13 protein-coding genes and 1 tRNA gene are annotated in these 17,134 nt (G+C 40.4%); 13 read left to right on the top strand and 1 reads right to left on the bottom strand.

Features of this window, described 5'->3' with window-relative positions; genetic code table 11:
• Positions 1 to 2: 2 nt before the first annotated feature.
• The 8 genes from pyk (at position 3) to B1sIIB91_RS03380 (ending at position 7,024) form a co-directional block, all read left to right on the top strand.
• Positions 3 to 1,445 carry a pyruvate kinase gene (gene pyk, locus B1sIIB91_RS03415; protein ID WP_095688214.1) on the top strand — a complete coding sequence of 481 codons (1,443 nt, stop codon included), beginning with the start codon at positions 3 to 5 and terminating at the stop codon, positions 1,443 to 1,445.
• Positions 1,446 to 1,488: 43 nt separating this feature from the next.
• Positions 1,489 to 1,561, top strand: a tRNA-Leu gene (locus tag B1sIIB91_RS03410).
• Between the two features lies 1 nt (position 1,562).
• Positions 1,563 to 2,147, top strand: a complete 585-nt coding sequence (locus tag B1sIIB91_RS03405) for an ANTAR domain-containing response regulator (RefSeq protein ID WP_095688213.1) — start codon at positions 1,563 to 1,565, stop codon at positions 2,145 to 2,147.
• A 137-nt stretch (positions 2,148 to 2,284) separates the two neighbouring features.
• Positions 2,285 to 3,430, top strand: a complete 1,146-nt coding sequence (locus B1sIIB91_RS03400) for a branched-chain amino acid ABC transporter substrate-binding protein (RefSeq protein ID WP_095688212.1) — start codon at positions 2,285 to 2,287, stop codon at positions 3,428 to 3,430.
• Positions 3,431 to 3,550: 120 nt separating this feature from the next.
• Positions 3,551 to 4,501 (top strand): branched-chain amino acid ABC transporter permease, encoded by a 951-nt coding sequence (locus B1sIIB91_RS03395; protein ID WP_095688211.1) that lies wholly within the window; start codon positions 3,551 to 3,553, stop codon positions 4,499 to 4,501.
• Positions 4,502 to 4,504: 3 nt separating this feature from the next.
• A complete protein-coding gene (locus B1sIIB91_RS03390) occupies positions 4,505 to 5,542 on the top strand; it encodes a branched-chain amino acid ABC transporter permease (protein WP_095688210.1) in 1,038 nt (345 codons plus the stop codon).
• Positions 5,542 to 6,318: an ABC transporter ATP-binding protein gene (locus B1sIIB91_RS03385; protein ID WP_095688209.1), complete on the top strand. Its 777-nt coding sequence runs from the start codon at positions 5,542 to 5,544 to the stop codon at positions 6,316 to 6,318. Before B1sIIB91_RS03390 ends, B1sIIB91_RS03385 begins: the two co-directional genes overlap by 1 nt.
• Entirely contained in the window at positions 6,308 to 7,024 is a 717-nt protein-coding gene (locus B1sIIB91_RS03380; protein WP_018227158.1) for an ABC transporter ATP-binding protein, read from the top strand. Before B1sIIB91_RS03385 ends, B1sIIB91_RS03380 begins: the two co-directional genes overlap by 11 nt.
• A 9-nt stretch (positions 7,025 to 7,033) precedes the next feature.
• Here B1sIIB91_RS03380 and B1sIIB91_RS03375 read toward each other — a convergent pair whose 3' ends face one another.
• Positions 7,034 to 7,438, bottom strand: a complete 405-nt coding sequence (locus tag B1sIIB91_RS03375) for a PaaI family thioesterase (RefSeq protein WP_095688208.1) — start codon at positions 7,436 to 7,438, stop codon at positions 7,034 to 7,036.
• A gap of 40 nt (positions 7,439 to 7,478) precedes the next feature.
• Here B1sIIB91_RS03375 and polA point away from each other — a divergent pair, with 40 nt between their 5' ends.
• The 5 genes from polA to uvrA all read left to right on the top strand — a co-directional run bounded on the left by polA (position 7,479) and on the right by uvrA (position 17,133).
• Positions 7,479 to 10,052: a DNA polymerase I gene (gene polA / locus B1sIIB91_RS03370; protein WP_095688207.1), complete on the top strand. Its 2,574-nt coding sequence runs from the start codon at positions 7,479 to 7,481 to the stop codon at positions 10,050 to 10,052.
• A gap of 168 nt (positions 10,053 to 10,220) precedes the next feature.
• Positions 10,221 to 11,564 carry a 30S ribosomal protein S1 gene (gene rpsA, locus B1sIIB91_RS03365; protein ID WP_018227155.1) on the top strand — a complete coding sequence of 448 codons (1,344 nt, stop codon included), beginning with the start codon at positions 10,221 to 10,223 and terminating at the stop codon, positions 11,562 to 11,564.
• Positions 11,565 to 11,627: 63 nt separating this feature from the next.
• Positions 11,628 to 12,224 carry a dephospho-CoA kinase gene (coaE, locus tag B1sIIB91_RS03360; RefSeq protein ID WP_095688206.1) on the top strand — a complete coding sequence of 199 codons (597 nt, stop codon included), beginning with the start codon at positions 11,628 to 11,630 and terminating at the stop codon, positions 12,222 to 12,224.
• Positions 12,224 to 14,293 carry an excinuclease ABC subunit UvrB gene (uvrB, locus tag B1sIIB91_RS03355; protein ID WP_018227153.1) on the top strand — a complete coding sequence of 690 codons (2,070 nt, stop codon included), beginning with the start codon at positions 12,224 to 12,226 and terminating at the stop codon, positions 14,291 to 14,293. Before coaE ends, uvrB begins: the two co-directional genes overlap by 1 nt.
• On the top strand, positions 14,293 to 17,133 hold the full coding sequence (gene uvrA, locus B1sIIB91_RS03350) for an excinuclease ABC subunit UvrA (RefSeq protein ID WP_095688205.1): 2,841 nt from the start codon (positions 14,293 to 14,295) through the stop codon (positions 17,131 to 17,133). The genes uvrB and uvrA overlap by 1 nt, the downstream gene beginning before the upstream one ends.
• Position 17,134 lies beyond the last annotated feature (1 nt).

Raw genomic sequence — 17,134 nt, 5'->3', positions numbered from 1 at the left:
ATATGCGCCGCGCGAAAATTGTATGCACATTGGGTCCTGCAGTTGAATCAATTGAAAAAATCACTGAGTTAATTGATGCTGGCATGAATATGGCCAGATTAAATCTTTCTCATGGTGGTCATGATGAACATCAAAAAAGACTTGATCTAGTTAGAGCAGCTGCAAAAAAGGCAAACAAAGAAGTTGCAATTTTGGTAGATCTGCAAGGACCAAAGATTCGATTAGGTAGATTTTCATCTGGACCGCATGAATTATTACGTGGAGATACTTTTACTATTACAACTGATGATGTTGCAGGTACAAAAGATAAGGTAAGTACAACTTACAAAGGTCTGCCAGGAGATTGCAAAGCTGGAGATGCAATCATGATTGATGATGGAAAAGTATCTGTTCAAGTGGTTCAGGTTAAGGGTAATGATGTAATTACCAAGGTAATTCAACCTGGAATGGTAAGTAATAACAAAGGTATCAATCTTCCAGGTGTTGCAGTTTCATTGCCGGCTTTATCGGAAAAAGATATTGCAGATTTACGCTGGGGACTAAAGGCTGGCGCAGACTTTATTGCGCTCTCATTTGTGAGAAACGCTGCAGACATTAAGGATATTCATAAGATTATGGATGAGGTTGGAGTTAAAGTTCCAGTTATCGCCAAGATTGAAAAACCTCAGGCCGTTGAAAATCTGCAGGAAATAGTTGATGCATTCGATGGGATTATGGTTGCCCGAGGAGATCTTGGAGTTGAATTACCAATTGAAGATGTGCCAATGGTCCAAAAAAGATGTATTACGATGGCAAGAGAGTCAGCAAAACCAGTAATTGTCGCAACACAGATGCTTGACTCAATGATTAGTAACTCTCAACCAACTAGGGCTGAGGCTACTGATTGCGCTAATGCAGTACTAGATGGAGCAGATGCTCTTATGTTATCTGGCGAAACAAGCGTTGGTGATTTTCCAATTGATTCAGTAAAAATTATGGCAAGAATTATTGAGCGAACTGAAGATGTGGCATTAGATCAAATTCCTCCCCTTAAACACTCACCAGCTACAAAAGCTGGCGCAATTACAAAAGCTGCAACTGAGGTTGGTTTAACAGTTGGTGCAAAGTATTTAGTTGCCTTTACGCAAAGTGGTGATTCAGCAAGGCGAATGTCGCGGCTTCGATCACCTATTCCAATGCTGGCACTTACTCCTGAAATTGGTACCTATAACAGATTAGCTCTTTCGTGGGGAGTTGAATCACTACTTACCGCAACAGTTAATCACACTGATGAAATGGTTATGCAGGTAGATACCATCTTGATTGAATCTAAACGAGTAAAAATTGGTGATTTAGTTTTAATCGTTGCAGGTTCACCTCCTGGAATCCCTGGTTCTATAAATGCGATGCGCGTTCATAAAATTGGTGATGCTGTAAGCGGAGTCGCTGCGGCTTACCGAAAGTAATTTCGCTAAAAAAAGTAAGACCGATAAACTAATTCTCTCTAACGCCTCGGTACTCCAACGGTAGAGAGGACGGTCTCAAAAACCGTATAGTGTCGGTTCGAATCCGACTCGAGGCACATGAATAATCAAAAAGTAAGAGTGCTTGTTGCCGAGGATGAAACTATCATTCGGTTAGATTTAGTTGAAATGTTAACTGAGGCTGGCTATGAGGTAGTGGCACAAGCAGAAAACGGCGCAATAGCAATTGAACTTGCAAAAGAGTTCAAACCTGATCTTGCAATATTAGATGTAAAGATGCCAGTAGTTGATGGAATAACAGCCGCGGAACAAATTATTCCAATCGCTCCAGTATTAATGTTGACTGCATTTAGTCAGCGTGAGTTAGTTGAACGAGCCAGGGATGCTGGCGTAATGGCTTACGTTGTTAAACCCTTCTCACTCGATGATCTAATTCCTGCCATTGAGATAGCAATAAGTAGGCATCGGCAAATGAAGCTGCTTGAAAATGAAGTAGCAGATGTTTATGAAAGGCTTGAAACTAGAAAGGTTATTGATCGAGCTAAGGGCATACTTATGAAGGCCATGAACTTATCTGAACCTGAGAGTTACTCGTGGATTCAGCGGACTGCAATGGACCGGCGAATCTCAATGAAGGCTGTGGCGGAGGCTGTCATCAACCCCGACGCAATGCCTAATAATTAGGTATTAAGCCTCATATACCTGCATTTATAACAAAATCGCTATGTAATATACGAAAGATTTCGGGTTGTCATTTCTAAGCCTTCTGCATTACCCTTCTCATCTCCCTTGCCAGGGAAAACATGAACAGGAAGGCATAAATGAACAAGAAGATTAAACAATCACTTGCGATTGTAACTTCTGCAGCCCTTGCATTAAGCGCTGTAGTAGCTTCATCTGCAAATGCTGCTGGAACTTATACGATCGCCTACCAAGGCCCACTTTCTGGTGGAGAAGCCTCAACAGGTACCGATGAGTTAAACGCAGTTAAGTATGCTGCAAAGGTATTTATGGCCAAGAACAAAGGCTTCAAAATTAATGTTGTAGCCGTTGATGATCAAGGAGATCCTGCTGTTGCAGGAACAGTTGCTCCAGGAGTTGGCTCTAACAAGAAGATCCTTGGTCTTGTTGGTCCTGCTTATTCAGGTGCAACTATCGCATCACTTCCTTATTACAAGGCTGGTGGATTAGTAATGGTTTCACCATCAGCAACTCGCGTTTCAATAACAGACCCAACATCACCTGATTTCGGCGGACCTGTGTTCCACCGTGTAGTAGGAAAAGATGATTTACAGGGCCCAGCTTTAGCTAAGTATGCAACTGCTGGAGTTTCAAACGCAAAGGTGTTTGTATTTGATGATCAGTCTTCATACGCAGTTCCACTTCGTGGCTACGTTGAAGCAGGATTGAAGAAAGTAGCTGGTGCAACACTTGTTGGTGGAGATTCAGTTCCTAATACAACAACTGATTTCAGCCCAACTATTGCAAAGATTAAGACCTCTGGTGCAACTGTAGTTATCTACACTGGCTACTACAGCCAAGGCGCAATCTTTATTAAGCAGCTACGTGACTCAGGTTCAACAGCGATATTCGCTGGTGGCGACGGAGTCTTCAACCAGGAGTACCCAAAGCTTGCAGGAGCTGCAGCTGAAGGTTCAAGAGTTACTGGTGTAGGTGGTCTTGCTGGTATTAGTGCGGCACTTGAGGCTGACTACAAGAAGAAAATGGGTGCTTCATCTGGCGTTTATTCAGTTGAATCCTTCGATGCAGCAAACCTTCTTCTTAACGGAATCAAAGCCGGAAAGACAACTCGAGCAGCAATGCTTAAGTATGTAAAGTCTTACAACGGTAAGAGCGTCACTGGAAACACAATTAAGTTCGATAAGAACGGTGATATTTCTTACGGACTATTTGCTGGATTTACCTCAAAGGGTGGAGTTCTAGTAAATACAGGTATTATTAAGTAACACTTAATACCTTTACAAGTTGGTGGGTGTTTTGGAAAACTCTTGAAAAAGAGGGCCAAAGCACCCACACTTGTATAAGCAGATGGTTAAATTAATTGCCTTTTATTTGCAAGGAGAAGAATGTTTGCAGTATTAATTGACCAGTTCTGGTCCTTAACGATAGCGGGCATTGCTCTTGGGTTTATCTATGTATTAGTTTCACTGGGCTACACGATGGTTTATGGCGTTCTTCGAATGATTAACTTTGCAAACTCTGAGATATTTATGTGGGGCACATTTGGAGCAATTGTCTCCAATCGGGATTTGTTTAAATACACGCAAACAAGTGAGCCAGCTACAGGTTTAAAATTACTAGTTGTCCTTCTTACCGGCCTGCTAGTTTCCATGTTTATCGCCGCCTTAACCGCAGTCTTTGTTGAATTTGTGGCTTACCGTCGACTGCGCATGCGAGGAACTAACCGGCTTGCTACATTAATTTCAGCTATTGGAGTATCTATTGCACTGGCTGAAGTTATGCGCTTACTTACCGATTCACGCCCAGTTGGTTCACCACGAGTGTTAGAAAAAATTATTTTAAGTGAAGTTTGGGGCGCTAATATTCGCTTAGATACTGTGATTACTATCATTGCAGCAGCGGTAATTTACTTTATATTAGAGCGCTTTATTAAATTATCTCGCATGGGTAAAGCAATACGTGCGGTATCTCAGAATGAAGATGCGGCAAAATTAATGGGCGTAAACTTAAACAGAGTTATCACAGTGACATTTTTGATCGGTGGCTTGGCTACCGGCGCAGCAGCATTCTTTTACGTTACAGTATTTGAATACACGAAATTTAACATTGGTTTTACTATGGGGTTGGCAGCATTTACTGCAGCAGTGCTTGGTGGAATAGGAAACATCCGTGGTGCATTCTGGGGCGGTTTAAGTCTTGGATTACTTGAAGTTTATGCTTCAGCAGTTCTTGGCACTCAGTGGAAAGCTGTTACTGTTTTTGTAGTTTTAGTTTTGGTACTTCTTTTCAAGCCAAACGGTTTGTTTGGCGAAGCAGTTCAGCAAACGAGGGCATAAGAGATGAAAATTCGTAACTACTGGAACTTGCGTGACTTTGGCGCAAATTTATGGGAGAAATCTAATCGCATTCAGCGGGTAGTAATTGCACTTATTGCAATTTTTCTAGTTGCTTTATTGCCATTTGCAGGAAATGGAATTTTAGCGACACCAATTTCTGCATATGATGCAGTTCTAGTTTATCCTGTCGCAATATTTATTCTTATGGCATTGGGCTTAAATATAGTCGTGGGTAAATCCGGAATGCTTGATTTAGGTTATGTTGCTTTCTTTGCAATTGGTGCATACACAATGGCGCTAATGGGCACTCTGACAGGTTTAAATACTTGGGAGATTATGCCTTTTGGAATTGCTTTTGCAATGATTGCTGGGGTATTGCTTGGTCTACCGACACTGCGTGTGCGTGGAGATTATTTGGCTATTGTAACTTTAGGCTTTGGCGAAATAGTACGTTTAGTGGTTTTAAACTCCACTTGGTCAAAAGGACCAAATGGAATTGCTAATATTCCAATGCCTCCTAATATCGGACCACTTGAATTTGATTTGTTTAATCAAAAATTATTTTTCTGGGTAGTTTTAATAATGATATTACTTACTATCTGGATGATTCGCCGTTTAAGCGTGCGTCGACCAGGCCGTGCCTGGGAGGCAATTCGTCAGGATGAGGATGCAGCAGAGCTAATGGGAATTCCAACACTTAAATATAAGATTTGGTCCTTTACCTTAGGCGCAGCTATTGGTGGCGCAGCTGGTGTGCTTTATGCATCTAAGAACTTATACATAGCACCTGAAATGTTTACTCTTAACGTTTCAGTATTGATTCTTGCTTGCGTAGTTCTTGGCGGAATCGGTAATATTTGGGGTGTTGTAGTTGGCGCAACTATTATTGGATACCTACCGGAACGCATTCGTTTTATCTCTGACGCAAGACTTCTTGTCTTTGGAATAGTTCTAGTTGTTGTAATGAATTTTAGACCCGATGGATTATTGCCGCGTAAGAAACGTGAAAAGGCGATAGTTAAGAAAGGGGTAAATAAATAATGTCAGAGACACTTCTTTCAATTAAGAATTTAACTATGAAGTTCGGTGGTGTTACCGCCCTTAATGACGTCACTATTGAAGTAAAAAAAGGTGAGATTTTAGCTCTGATAGGTCCTAATGGAGCAGGTAAAACAACAGTTTTTAATGTCATCACAGGTGTTTATAAAGCTACAAGTGGTGTGGTTACATTTGAGGGAACTGAGATTCGTGATCAAGCGCGATATAAAATTACACAACTTGGACTTGCTCGTACATTTCAAAATATTCGCCTCTGGGGAGAGATGACAGCCCTAGAAAATGTTATTACTGCAACTGATGTTCACAAAAAGAGCGGTTTAGTTGGCGCACTTTTCGGTCTACCGCGTGCGCGACGTGAAGAGCGCGAAAATCGTGAGCACGCTATGGAAATGCTTCGCTTTATTGGAATTGAAGAATATGCCGATCGACTAGCAAAAAATCTACCCTATGGTGTTCAAAGACGCCTTGAGATTGCAAGGGCACTAGGAACATCACCACGTCTACTTTTACTTGATGAACCAGCAGCAGGTTTTAATCCAGCCGAAAAAGTTGAGTTAGCTGCTTTGATTAAAAGGATTCGAGATGCTGGATATACGGTGCTTCTAATTGAACATGATATGTCACTGATTATGGGTATTTCAGATCGTGTTATTGTCCTAGATTTTGGCGCGAAGATTGCAGATGATCTGCCAAGTAATGTCCAGAAAGATCCTAAAGTTATAGAAGCATATTTAGGGGTGCCTGCTGATGCGTCTTGAAATTAAAGATCTACATGTTCACTACGACAAAATTGAGGCAATTAAAGGAATTTCTGTTGTTGTAAATGAGGGTGAAATTGTCACATTGATCGGTGCTAATGGCGCTGGAAAAACAACAACGCTTAAAACTATTTCAGGGCTTCGAAAAGTATCTAGCGGTGCAATTATGTTTGATGGTCAGGACATATCTAAGGTACCGGCACATGAAAGAGTAGATCTTGGTATCTCACAAGCTCCTGAAGGGCGCGGTATTTTTCCAGGTATGACTGTTTTAGAAAACCTTGAGATGGGAAAGTTTCACCGTAAAAATCGTAAAGCTGAAATGAATGAAGATCTCGATAATATCTATACATTGTTCCCAAGATTAAAAGAACGAAGTTCTCAGGCTGGTGGAACATTATCTGGCGGAGAACAGCAAATGCTAGCGATTGGGCGTGCTTTAATGTCTCGTCCTAAGGTGTTACTTCTTGATGAACCATCAATGGGACTTGCTCCACAAATGATTGCAAATATTTTCCGAATTATTACTCAAATTAATAAGCAAGGTGTAACTATTTTGCTAGTTGAGCAAAATGCACAGCAAGCATTAACTCACGCCCATAGAGCATATGTTCTTGAAACTGGCTTGGTTACTAAAGAGGCAAATGCAAAGGATTTACTAAATGATCCTTATGTAAAGGCTGCTTATCTCGGTACTGGTGCTTAAGAAATATTTTTAACGTACAGCAAGAATTAAGCAAGTAATACGAGCGCTACACGTACGCTCACCTTTATCATTTGTAATCTCAACTTGGTATGAACAGATAGTTTTTCCTAAAGAAATTGCAGTGGCAACCGCGGTCACTACTCCACTTGTTGCAGATTTATGATGAGTAGCATTGATATCAATTCCAACAATCTTTCTATCCGCTCCAGCATGGAGTTGTGTCCCTATTGAACCTAGGCTCTCTGCTAAAACAACGTTAGCACCGCCGTGAAGAAGTCCAATAGGTTGGGTATTACCTTCCACCGGCATTGTGCCAACTAATCTCTCAGGTGATGCCTCAATGATTTCAATACCCATTTTTTTATCAAGGGCACCAATACCTCTTTTTAGAATTGCTTCAAGAAATTCGCTCATGCCTATTAGTTTAACCTGTTACTGCAATTAGAATCCCAATATGAGCACCAGCCAGAGGCGATTACTACTTATCGATGGCCACTCTATGGCTTACCGTGCGTTTTATGCTCTGCCTGCTGAAAATTTTAAAACCTCAACCGGGCAACCAACTAATGCGATCTATGGATTTGCTAGCATGCTAATAAATCTAATTAAAGAGGAGAAACCCACTCATATAGCCGTGGCATTTGATGTTTCAAGACGAACATTTCGTACTGAAAAGTTTGCTGATTATAAAGCAAACCGAGCATCAACTCCGGATGAGTTTCGCTCTCAACTATCCCATATTAATGAAATGATCAATGGGTTTGGTATTAAACACTTTGAATTAGAAGGTTATGAAGCAGACGATATCATCGCAACTTTTGCTAAGGCAGCTGAGAAAAAAGGGTTTCAAACTTTAATTTGTACTGGTGATCGAGATTCATTTCAATTAGTAAATGAGAAAACAACAGTTTTATATCCTAAAAAAGGTGTTACCGAGATGAATCGAATGACACCTGAGGCGGTATTTGAAAAATATGGCTTAACGCCAAAGCAGTACCCAGATTTTGCAGCACTGCGCGGAGACCCAAGTGATAATTTGCCATCTGTGCCAGGAGTAGGGGAGAAAACTGCCACTAAATGGATCGTTGATTATGGGAGCCTGGAAAAACTATTAGAAAAATCAGATGAACTTGGTGGAAAAGTAGGTGAGTCTTTGAGAACAAATATTGAGATGGTAAAGCTAAATCGAGAACTTACTCACTTATTAGATGATGTAAAAATAAATTCTGACATTGATGACCTGGCATGGGCAGGCTTTGACGCAGTATTAATGAGTTCATTTTTTGAGAAATTAGAGATCAGAGCCCTTAAAGAGCGTCTTAAATCTTTACCTCAAATAGGTGGAGAACAAGTTAGTGAAGTTTCTGTAGTTGTTAAAGTGCTTAGTTCAGATGAACTCGACTCGATCCTAAGTGATAGAAAAAATCCTATTGGAGTATCACTAGAAGTTGTTGAAGATAAACTTATAGGTTATGCAATTGCCACAAGTGAAAGTGAGGTTTTCAATGTTAACAGCGCTGAAATTGGAAGCTGGATTACAAATCCTAATCTGCCTAAGTATGTTCATGGGGGCAAATTTGCTTTAAAGAAACTAAAAATGAAAGGGTTAGCAGCAGATATAGAGATTCTGGCATATTTGATAAACCCTGGCAGTAGAAACCTTTCATTAACTGATCTCGCTGAAAGATTGTTAGGAGTTTCAACTAGTGATGAAAACCTATTTGTAGCTTTTGAGCCAAAAACTGCTGCATGGATATTTACTTTACAAAAAGAGCTTGAATCAGAAATCAAAGCAAAGGCGATGCTTGAATTGTATTCAAACCTTGAACAACCAACGCTATTACTACTTTCTCAAATAGAGGAGACTGGGATAGCAGTTGACCAAATTAAATTAGCAAAGTTATCCGAGCAGTTTTTAAAGATTGTTTCAGAGGAGACAAGTTCTGCATATAAAGAGGCTGGGCATGAATTTAATGTTAATTCCCCAAAGCAGTTACAAGCAGTTTTATTTGACGAATTAAAGCTTCCAAAGACTAAGAAGATTAAAACCGGCTTCACAACTGACGGTGAAAGCTTAGAATGGCTTGCGGTAAAGACTAAGCATCCATTACTTAAGCACCTCCTTAGAATTAGAGAGGTGAGTAAATTACTTGCCACAGTCGATGGATTAATTGCTGCAACCGCATCTGATGGCAGAATCCATACTAGTTTTCAACAAACAGTTGCTGCAACGGGTCGTCTTTCATCAACTGAGCCAAATCTTCAAAACATTCCGATTAGAACAGATGAAGGCCGGCAAATTAGAGATTGCTTTATAGCCCAAAAGCCATATGAGAATTTATTAACCGCTGATTACAGTCAAATTGAAATGCGGATTATGGCCCATCTTTCTAATGACAAAGGTTTAATAGAAGCATTTGAATTAGGGGAGGACTTGCATTCAACTGTGGCATCACAAGTTTTTGGAGTTAAATCTACAGAGGTAGATGCTGAAATGAGGCGTACTATAAAAGCGATGTCATATGGTCTTGCATACGGGCTTTCATCATTTGGCCTTTCACAAACCTTAGATATAGATCCAGCTGCAGCAGCTGAGTTAATGAGCAAGTATTTTGAAAGATTTGGCGGAATTAGGGATTACCTTAAAACTGTTGTAGTAGCAGCTCGAGAAAAAGGATATACCGAAACTGTTTTAGGTAGACGGCGATATCTTCCTGATTTAAATCATGAGAATCGCCAACGCAGAGATATTGCCGAAAGAGCAGCTCTAAACGCACCGATTCAGGGATCAGCAGCAGATATTATTAAAATTGCCATGCTCAATGTTTCAAAAGAAATTAATGAAAATCAACTAAAATCACGATTGCTGTTACAAGTGCATGATGAATTAATCCTTGAAGTAGCACAAGGTGAAAAAGATAAGCTTGAAGAAATAGTCAAAACCCAGATGGCCAACGCTTATCAATTAAGAGTTCCGTTAGATGTGAATATTGGATTTGGTTTGAGTTGGGATTTAGCAGCTCATTAAGTATTAGATAAATAGGGCAAATATTTACGGTGGATTTGAACAAAGTACCCAATTATCAGGCGTGAATCTGATCTTAGGCTGTCCAGTTTGACCCTGCGCATACTTGGAAAGTAACCTTGCCCGTCCCTGCCCCTACTAGTTGAATTACCCTCGGAGTACACCCACCTAATGACCCCCTCTCAAATTGCTGTAAATGATGTTGGATCTGCAGAAGATTTTTTAGCCGCTATCGAAGGCACAATCAAAAATTTTAATGACGGAGATTTAGTCTCAGGAATTGTTGTTCAAATCGATCGCGAAGAAGTATTACTTGATATTGGTTATAAAACAGAGGGTGTAATTCCATCGCGTGAGCTATCTATTCGCCACGATGTTGCTCCAAGTGAGTTAGTAAAAGTCGGAGACCGTATTGAAGCGTTAGTACTTCAAAAAGAGGATAAAGAAGGCCGTCTAATTCTTTCTAAGAAGCGTGCTCAGTATGAGCAAGCCTGGGGAGATGTTGAAGGGAAGAAAGAACGTGATGAAGTTGTTACAGGAACAGTTATTGAAGTTGTTAAAGGTGGCCTAATAGTTGACATTGGTCTTCGTGGTTTCCTTCCTGCATCGTTAGTTGAAATGCGTCGCGTTAGAGATTTGACTCCATACATTGGTCAACAAGTTGAGTGCCGAATTATCGAGTTAGATAAGAACCGAAATAACGTAGTTCTTTCTCGTAGAGCATTTCTTGAGCAATCACAATCTGCTTCACGAACTACATTTTTAAATCAATTAACTAAAGGCCAGGTTCGATCTGGTGTTATTTCATCAATTGTTAACTTTGGTGCATTTGTTGATCTAGGTGGCGTTGACGGGTTAGTTCACGTATCTGAATTATCTTGGAAGCATATTGACCACCCATCTGAGGTTGTCGAAGTTGGCGATGAGGTTACAGTTGAAGTATTAGAGGTAGATTTTGAAAGAGAGCGTGTATCACTTTCACTTAAAGCTACTCAAGAAGATCCTTGGCAAGCATTTGCCCGCACCCACACAATTAATCAAGTTGTGCCTGGTGAAGTTACCAAACTAGTTCCATTCGGTGCTTTCATTAAGGTGTTTGAAGGAATTGAAGGTTTAGTTCACATTTCCGAACTTGCTGAACGCCATGTTGAAATTCCAGAGCAGGTAGTTCAAGTTGGCGATAAGTTGTTTGTAAAGATTATTGATATTGATTTAGAGCGTCGCCGTATATCCCTTTCATTAAAGCAAGCTAATGAAGGTCAAGAAGTTGAGGTTGAAGCATTTGATCCAACACAATATGGAATGCCTGCTCGATATGATGCTGCTGGAAACTTTATTTATCCAGAAGGATTTGATTCAGATACTCAAGAGTGGAAGCCTGGCTATGAGAGTCAACGTGAAGAGTGGGAGCGTCAGTACGCTGAAGCACAATCACGTTTTATGGCACACAAGAAGCAAAAGTCTGAGGCTAAGGCAGCAGATGCTGCAGCTCCTGCCGCACCTGCGGGCGAGTAAGGTTTAACTTAAATTTGGCCTCGGGAAACTGGGGCCATTTTTTTATTGTGTAGGGTTTAACTTATGTTAATAGTCGCTTTAACAGGTGGAATCGGATCCGGCAAAACTATGGTCGGTGAGATTTTTGCTGAACTTGGTGCGTTAGTAGTTGATTCAGATCAACTAGCACGTGAGGTTGTTGAACGAGGAAGTAAGGGCTTTGATCTAATTGTTACCGAATTTGGTGATGAGATTCTTAAAAATGGGGATTTAGATCGCGCTGCATTAGCCTCTTTAATATTTAAAGATCCAAAAAAGCGCGCCAAGTTAGAGGAGATTACCCACCCTCTAATTCGACAATCTTTTGCAAAAATAGTTAGTTCTGCAGGTAGTGATTCAATTATCATTAATCAAATTCCACTACTTGTTGAATCAAAGCATGATTATAAATTTGATCATGTAATTACTATTTCCGTACCTGAAAAAATACGAACTGAGCGCCTAATAAAGCGGGGTTTAACACTTACCCAGATTGATCAAAGAATGAAAGCCCAAGCAACAGATGCTCAGCGTGAAGTGATTTCAGATACCGTGATAGTTAATGATAAATCTGAGCAAGAATTACTTGCCCAGGTTGAGAAGGTTTGGGAAAGCCTTAAAAACAAAAGTAAGAGTAAGTAATGAGACCAATAACAGATTTGACCCGACGGGTTGAGCCGTTTCAAGTTATCAGTGATTATGTCCCATCCGGTGATCAACCAACTGCAATAGCAGAGCTTGTTCAGCGTTTGGCAAAAGGGGAGCAAGATGTTGTGTTGCTTGGAGCAACTGGAACCGGAAAATCTGCAACAACTGCGTGGTTAATAGAACAAGTACAGCGCCCAACACTAGTTATGGCGCCAAATAAAACTTTAGCCGCTCAGTTAGCAAATGAATTCAAAGAGCTATTACCAAATAATGCTGTTGAATACTTTGTTTCTTACTATGACTATTATCAACCTGAAGCATATGTTCCTCAAACCGATACGTTTATTGAGAAAGACTCATCGGTAAATGATGAAGTAGAAAGATTGCGTCACTCAGCTACAAATTCCTTACTAACTAGGCGGGATGTGATTGTGGTTGCAACTGTTTCATGTATTTATGGTTTAGGAACACCGCAAGAGTATGTAGATCGAATGGTGCGTTTAAAAGTTGGTGATTTCATTGATCGAAATCAATTACTCCGTAAATTTGTTGATATCCAATATAAGCGAAACGATATGGCATTTGAGCGGGGTACGTTCCGGGTTAGAGGTGACACAATTGAAATCATTCCGATGTATGAAGAATTGGCACTTCGAATTCAAATGTTCGGGGATGAAATTGAAAAAATAATGACTTTGCATCCATTAACTGGTGAAATCATTAGAGATGAAAGTGAAATGTATGTATTTCCGGCAACTCACTATGCCGCAGGTCCTGAAACAATGGAGCGAGCAATTGGTGAAATCGAGGCTGAATTAGCAAAGAGAGTAGATGAGTTTGAAAGAGCTGGAAAATTACTTGAAGCCCAGCGAATTAAAATGCGAACAACTTTTGATCTAGAGATGATGAGGCAATTAGGGTTCTGCTCTGGAATAGAAAATTATTCTAGGCAATTAGATGGACGAGTGGCTGGTTCTGCCCCAAACTGTTTACTCGATTATTTCCCAGAGGATTTTTTAGTTGTAATTGATGAATCACATGTCACGGTGCCACAAATCGGTGCCATGCACGAGGGTGATGCTGCAAGAAAGCGCACTTTAGTGGAGCATGGGTTTCGCTTACCAAGTGCTATGGATAATCGTCCACTTAAGTTTGCTGAGTTTCTAGAAAGATGTGGCCAAAAAGTTTATTTATCAGCTACGCCTGGAAAGTATGAGTTAGAAAAAACTAATAACAGTGTGGTTGAACAGGTAATTAGACCTACTGGACTAATTGATCCAAAAATTATAGTCAAACCTATTAAGGGCCAGATTGATGATTTGGTTAATGAGATTAAAATCAGAGCTGAAAAGAATGAGCGTGTTTTGGTTACAACGCTAACTAAAAAAATGTCAGAGGACTTAACTGATTACATGTTAGGTCTGGGAGTTAAAGTTAGATATTTACATTCTGAGGTTGATACTTTGCGAAGAGTTGAATTATTACGTGAGTTAAGAACAGGTGAGTATGACGTATTAATCGGAATTAACTTATTACGTGAAGGCTTAGATTTACCTGAAGTCTCATTAGTTGCCATATTAGATGCTGATAAAGAAGGATTTCTAAGATCTGCTACATCATTAATTCAAACAATTGGGCGAGCAGCGCGAAATGTCTCTGGTGAGGTTCATATGTATGCAGATAACATGACGAAATCAATGACTCGCGCCATAGACGAAACAAATCGCAGGCGGGCCAAGCAGGTCGCTTACAACAGCGAACATGGAATCGATCCGACTCCGCTGCGGAAGAAAATTGCCGATATCACTGATTTAATCGCAAAAGAGATAGATGACACAGACGATTTGGCCGCCACAAACAAAAAAAGTGGATTTACTAGTGGTGTTCATAGTAAAAATGCTCATTCACTTCCAAGGCGGGAGTTAATTGCATTAATTGAGTCACTTACTGACCAGATGAAATTAGCAGCAGCAGAATTGAGTTTTGAACTAGCCGCTAGGTTACGTGATGAAATTCGAGAATTAAAGCGGGAATTAAAAGGAATGCAGGAGGCGGGTAACTAATGAACGATCGTTTAATAGTTCGTGGCGCCCGCGAGCATAATCTTAAAAATGTCTCACTTGATATGCCTCGCAACTCACTAATTGTCTTCACTGGTCTATCGGGCTCAGGCAAGTCTTCATTAGCATTTGACACTATTTTTGCGGAAGGCCAGCGAAGGTATGTTGAGTCTCTTTCTGCTTATGCTCGCCAATTCTTAGGGCAAATGGATAAGCCAGATGTTGATTTTATTGAGGGCTTATCACCAGCAGTTTCAATTGATCAGAAATCTACTAATCGAAACCCACGCTCAACAGTTGGAACAATTACAGAAGTTTATGATTATCTGCGCTTACTTTTTGCACGTGCAGGTAAACCGCACTGCCCTAAATGTGGCAAAGCTATTGCAAAACAAACTCCGCAAAATATTGTCGACCAGATTATGCAAATGCCTGAAGGGAGTAAATTCCAAGTTTTGGCTCCAGTTATTAGAGCGCGCAAGGGTGAGTTCTTAGATCTTTTTAAAGATTTTACAACCGCAGGATATTCAAGAGTTCGAATTAATGGCAGCGTCTATCAAATATCTGAGGTACCAAAACTTAAGAAACAAGAAAAACACACCATCGAGGTTGTAGTTGACCGCTTAAGTGTTAAGAATGAGAGTAAATCGCGCATAACAGATTCAATTGAAACTGCACTAAGACTTGCAAGCGGGTTAGTAATTTTAGATTTTATTGATATAAAGGCTGGTTCACCTGATAAAGAGAAAACCTTTAGTGAGCATATGGCTTGTCATGATTGTGAGATCTCCTTTGAGGAGTTAGAGCCTAGATCGTTTTCATTTAACTCACCATTTGGTGCTTGCCCTGAGTGCAGTGGAATAGGTACAAAGCTTGAGGTTGATGAGGAATTGTTAATTCCAGATGATTCGATTTCAATATATGAAGGCGCAATTGCTCCATGGTCTGGTGGCCAATCCTCTGAGTACTTTTTAAGACTCCTTGAAGGCCTTGCAACTGACTTGAAGTTTTCTCTTGATAATCCTTGGAAGAAGCTATCTGAGAAAGTAAGGGATGCGATTTTGCACGGCTGGGATTATGAAGTCCATGTTAAATATAAAAATAGATATGGACGTGTTCGCAACTATTCAACTGGGTTTGAAGGTGTTGTGCCATTTATTCATAGGCGCCATTCTGAAACTGATAGTGATTTTAGTCGAGATAAATACGAGGCATATATGCGACAGACACCATGTCCCGTTTGTAATGGCAGTCGATTAAAGCCTGAGGTATTAGCAGTAACACTTGGTGGAAAAAATATTGCTCAAATATGTGAATTTTCAATTGCCGAGTGTGAAGTTTTTCTTAAGAATATTTCATTATCAGCTCGAGAGAAGAAGATCGCCGAGCGCGTACTTAAAGAGGTTAATGCCAGATTAGGATTTTTATTAGATGTTGGACTTGATTACTTGTCCCTCGCAAGACCTGCTGCAACTCTCTCGGGAGGAGAAGCTCAACGTATTCGCTTAGCAACTCAAATAGGTTCAGGATTAACTGGGGTTCTATATGTTCTAGATGAGCCAAGCATTGGCTTACATCAACGTGATAATCGTAAATTAATTGAAACGCTTACTAGATTACGCGATCTTGGTAATACATTAATTGTTGTTGAGCATGATGAGGATACGATTCGAACTGCAGACTGGATTGTTGATATTGGCCCAGGAGCGGGTGAACATGGTGGAAAAGTTGTCTCATCGGGAAGTTACGCCGATCTAATTGCCGCAAAAGATTCGATAACCGGTGCCTATCTTTCTGGAAAATCTGTTATTGCAATTCCTAAAAAACGCAGGCCAATTGACGCAAAAAAAGTGTTAGTAGTAAAGGCTGCGAAAGAGAATAATCTACAAAATATTGATGTGACCTTTCCACTAGCAGCATTTATTGCAGTTACTGGTGTCAGCGGTTCTGGCAAATCAACATTAGTAAATGATATTTTGTACTCAGTTCTAGCAAATAAATTAAATGGCGCAAGAATTGTTCCAGGCCGGCACAGAACTATTACTGGCCTAGATCAGCTAGACAAAGTTGTGCATGTTGATCAATCACCTATTGGTAGAACACCTCGATCAAACCCTGCAACTTATACTGGAGTTTTTGACAAAGTACGGGCACTTTTTTCTGAAACGAGCGAAGCAAAAGTAAGAGGTTATCAGCAGGGGCGATTTTCCTTTAACGTTAAAGGTGGCAGATGCGAGAACTGTTCCGGTGATGGAACTATCACGATTGAAATGAACTTCTTACCTGATGTATATGTTCCGTGCGAAGTGTGTCATGGCGCAAGGTATAACCGAGAAACACTTGAAGTTCACTACAAGGGTAAGACAATTGCGCAAGTACTAGATATGTCCATTGAGGAAGCTAATAACTTTTTTGAATCCGTGCCCGCAATTTCCAGATTTTTAAAGACTCTTTGTGACGTTGGTCTTGGTTATGTGCGACTTGGTCAATCAGCTCCAACCTTGTCAGGTGGTGAAGCTCAGAGAGTAAAGCTCGCAACAGAACTTCAGCGAAGATCAACGGGTCGAACAATTTATGTTCTAGATGAGCCAACAACTGGATTACATTTTGAAGATGTGCGAAAGCTTTTATTAGTTCTTAACAGATTAGTTGATACTGGAAATACTGTAATTGTGATTGAGCATAATCTTGATGTTATTAAATCAGCGGATTGGGTGATTGATCTTGGACCAGAAGGTGGTTCTGGAGGTGGATTAGTTGTCGCCGAAGGTAGACCGGAAGAGATTGTAAAAAATCCAAAGAGCTACACTGGAAAGTATTTAGCTCCAGTACTAAAGAAGTAGC

The sequence above is a fragment of the Candidatus Nanopelagicus abundans genome (assembly GCF_002288305.1).
Taxonomy (GTDB): domain Bacteria; phylum Actinomycetota; class Actinomycetes; order Nanopelagicales; family Nanopelagicaceae; genus Nanopelagicus; species Nanopelagicus abundans.
Note: the sequence above shows the minus strand (reverse complement) of the source record. Positions and strands in the feature narration are given on the sequence as shown.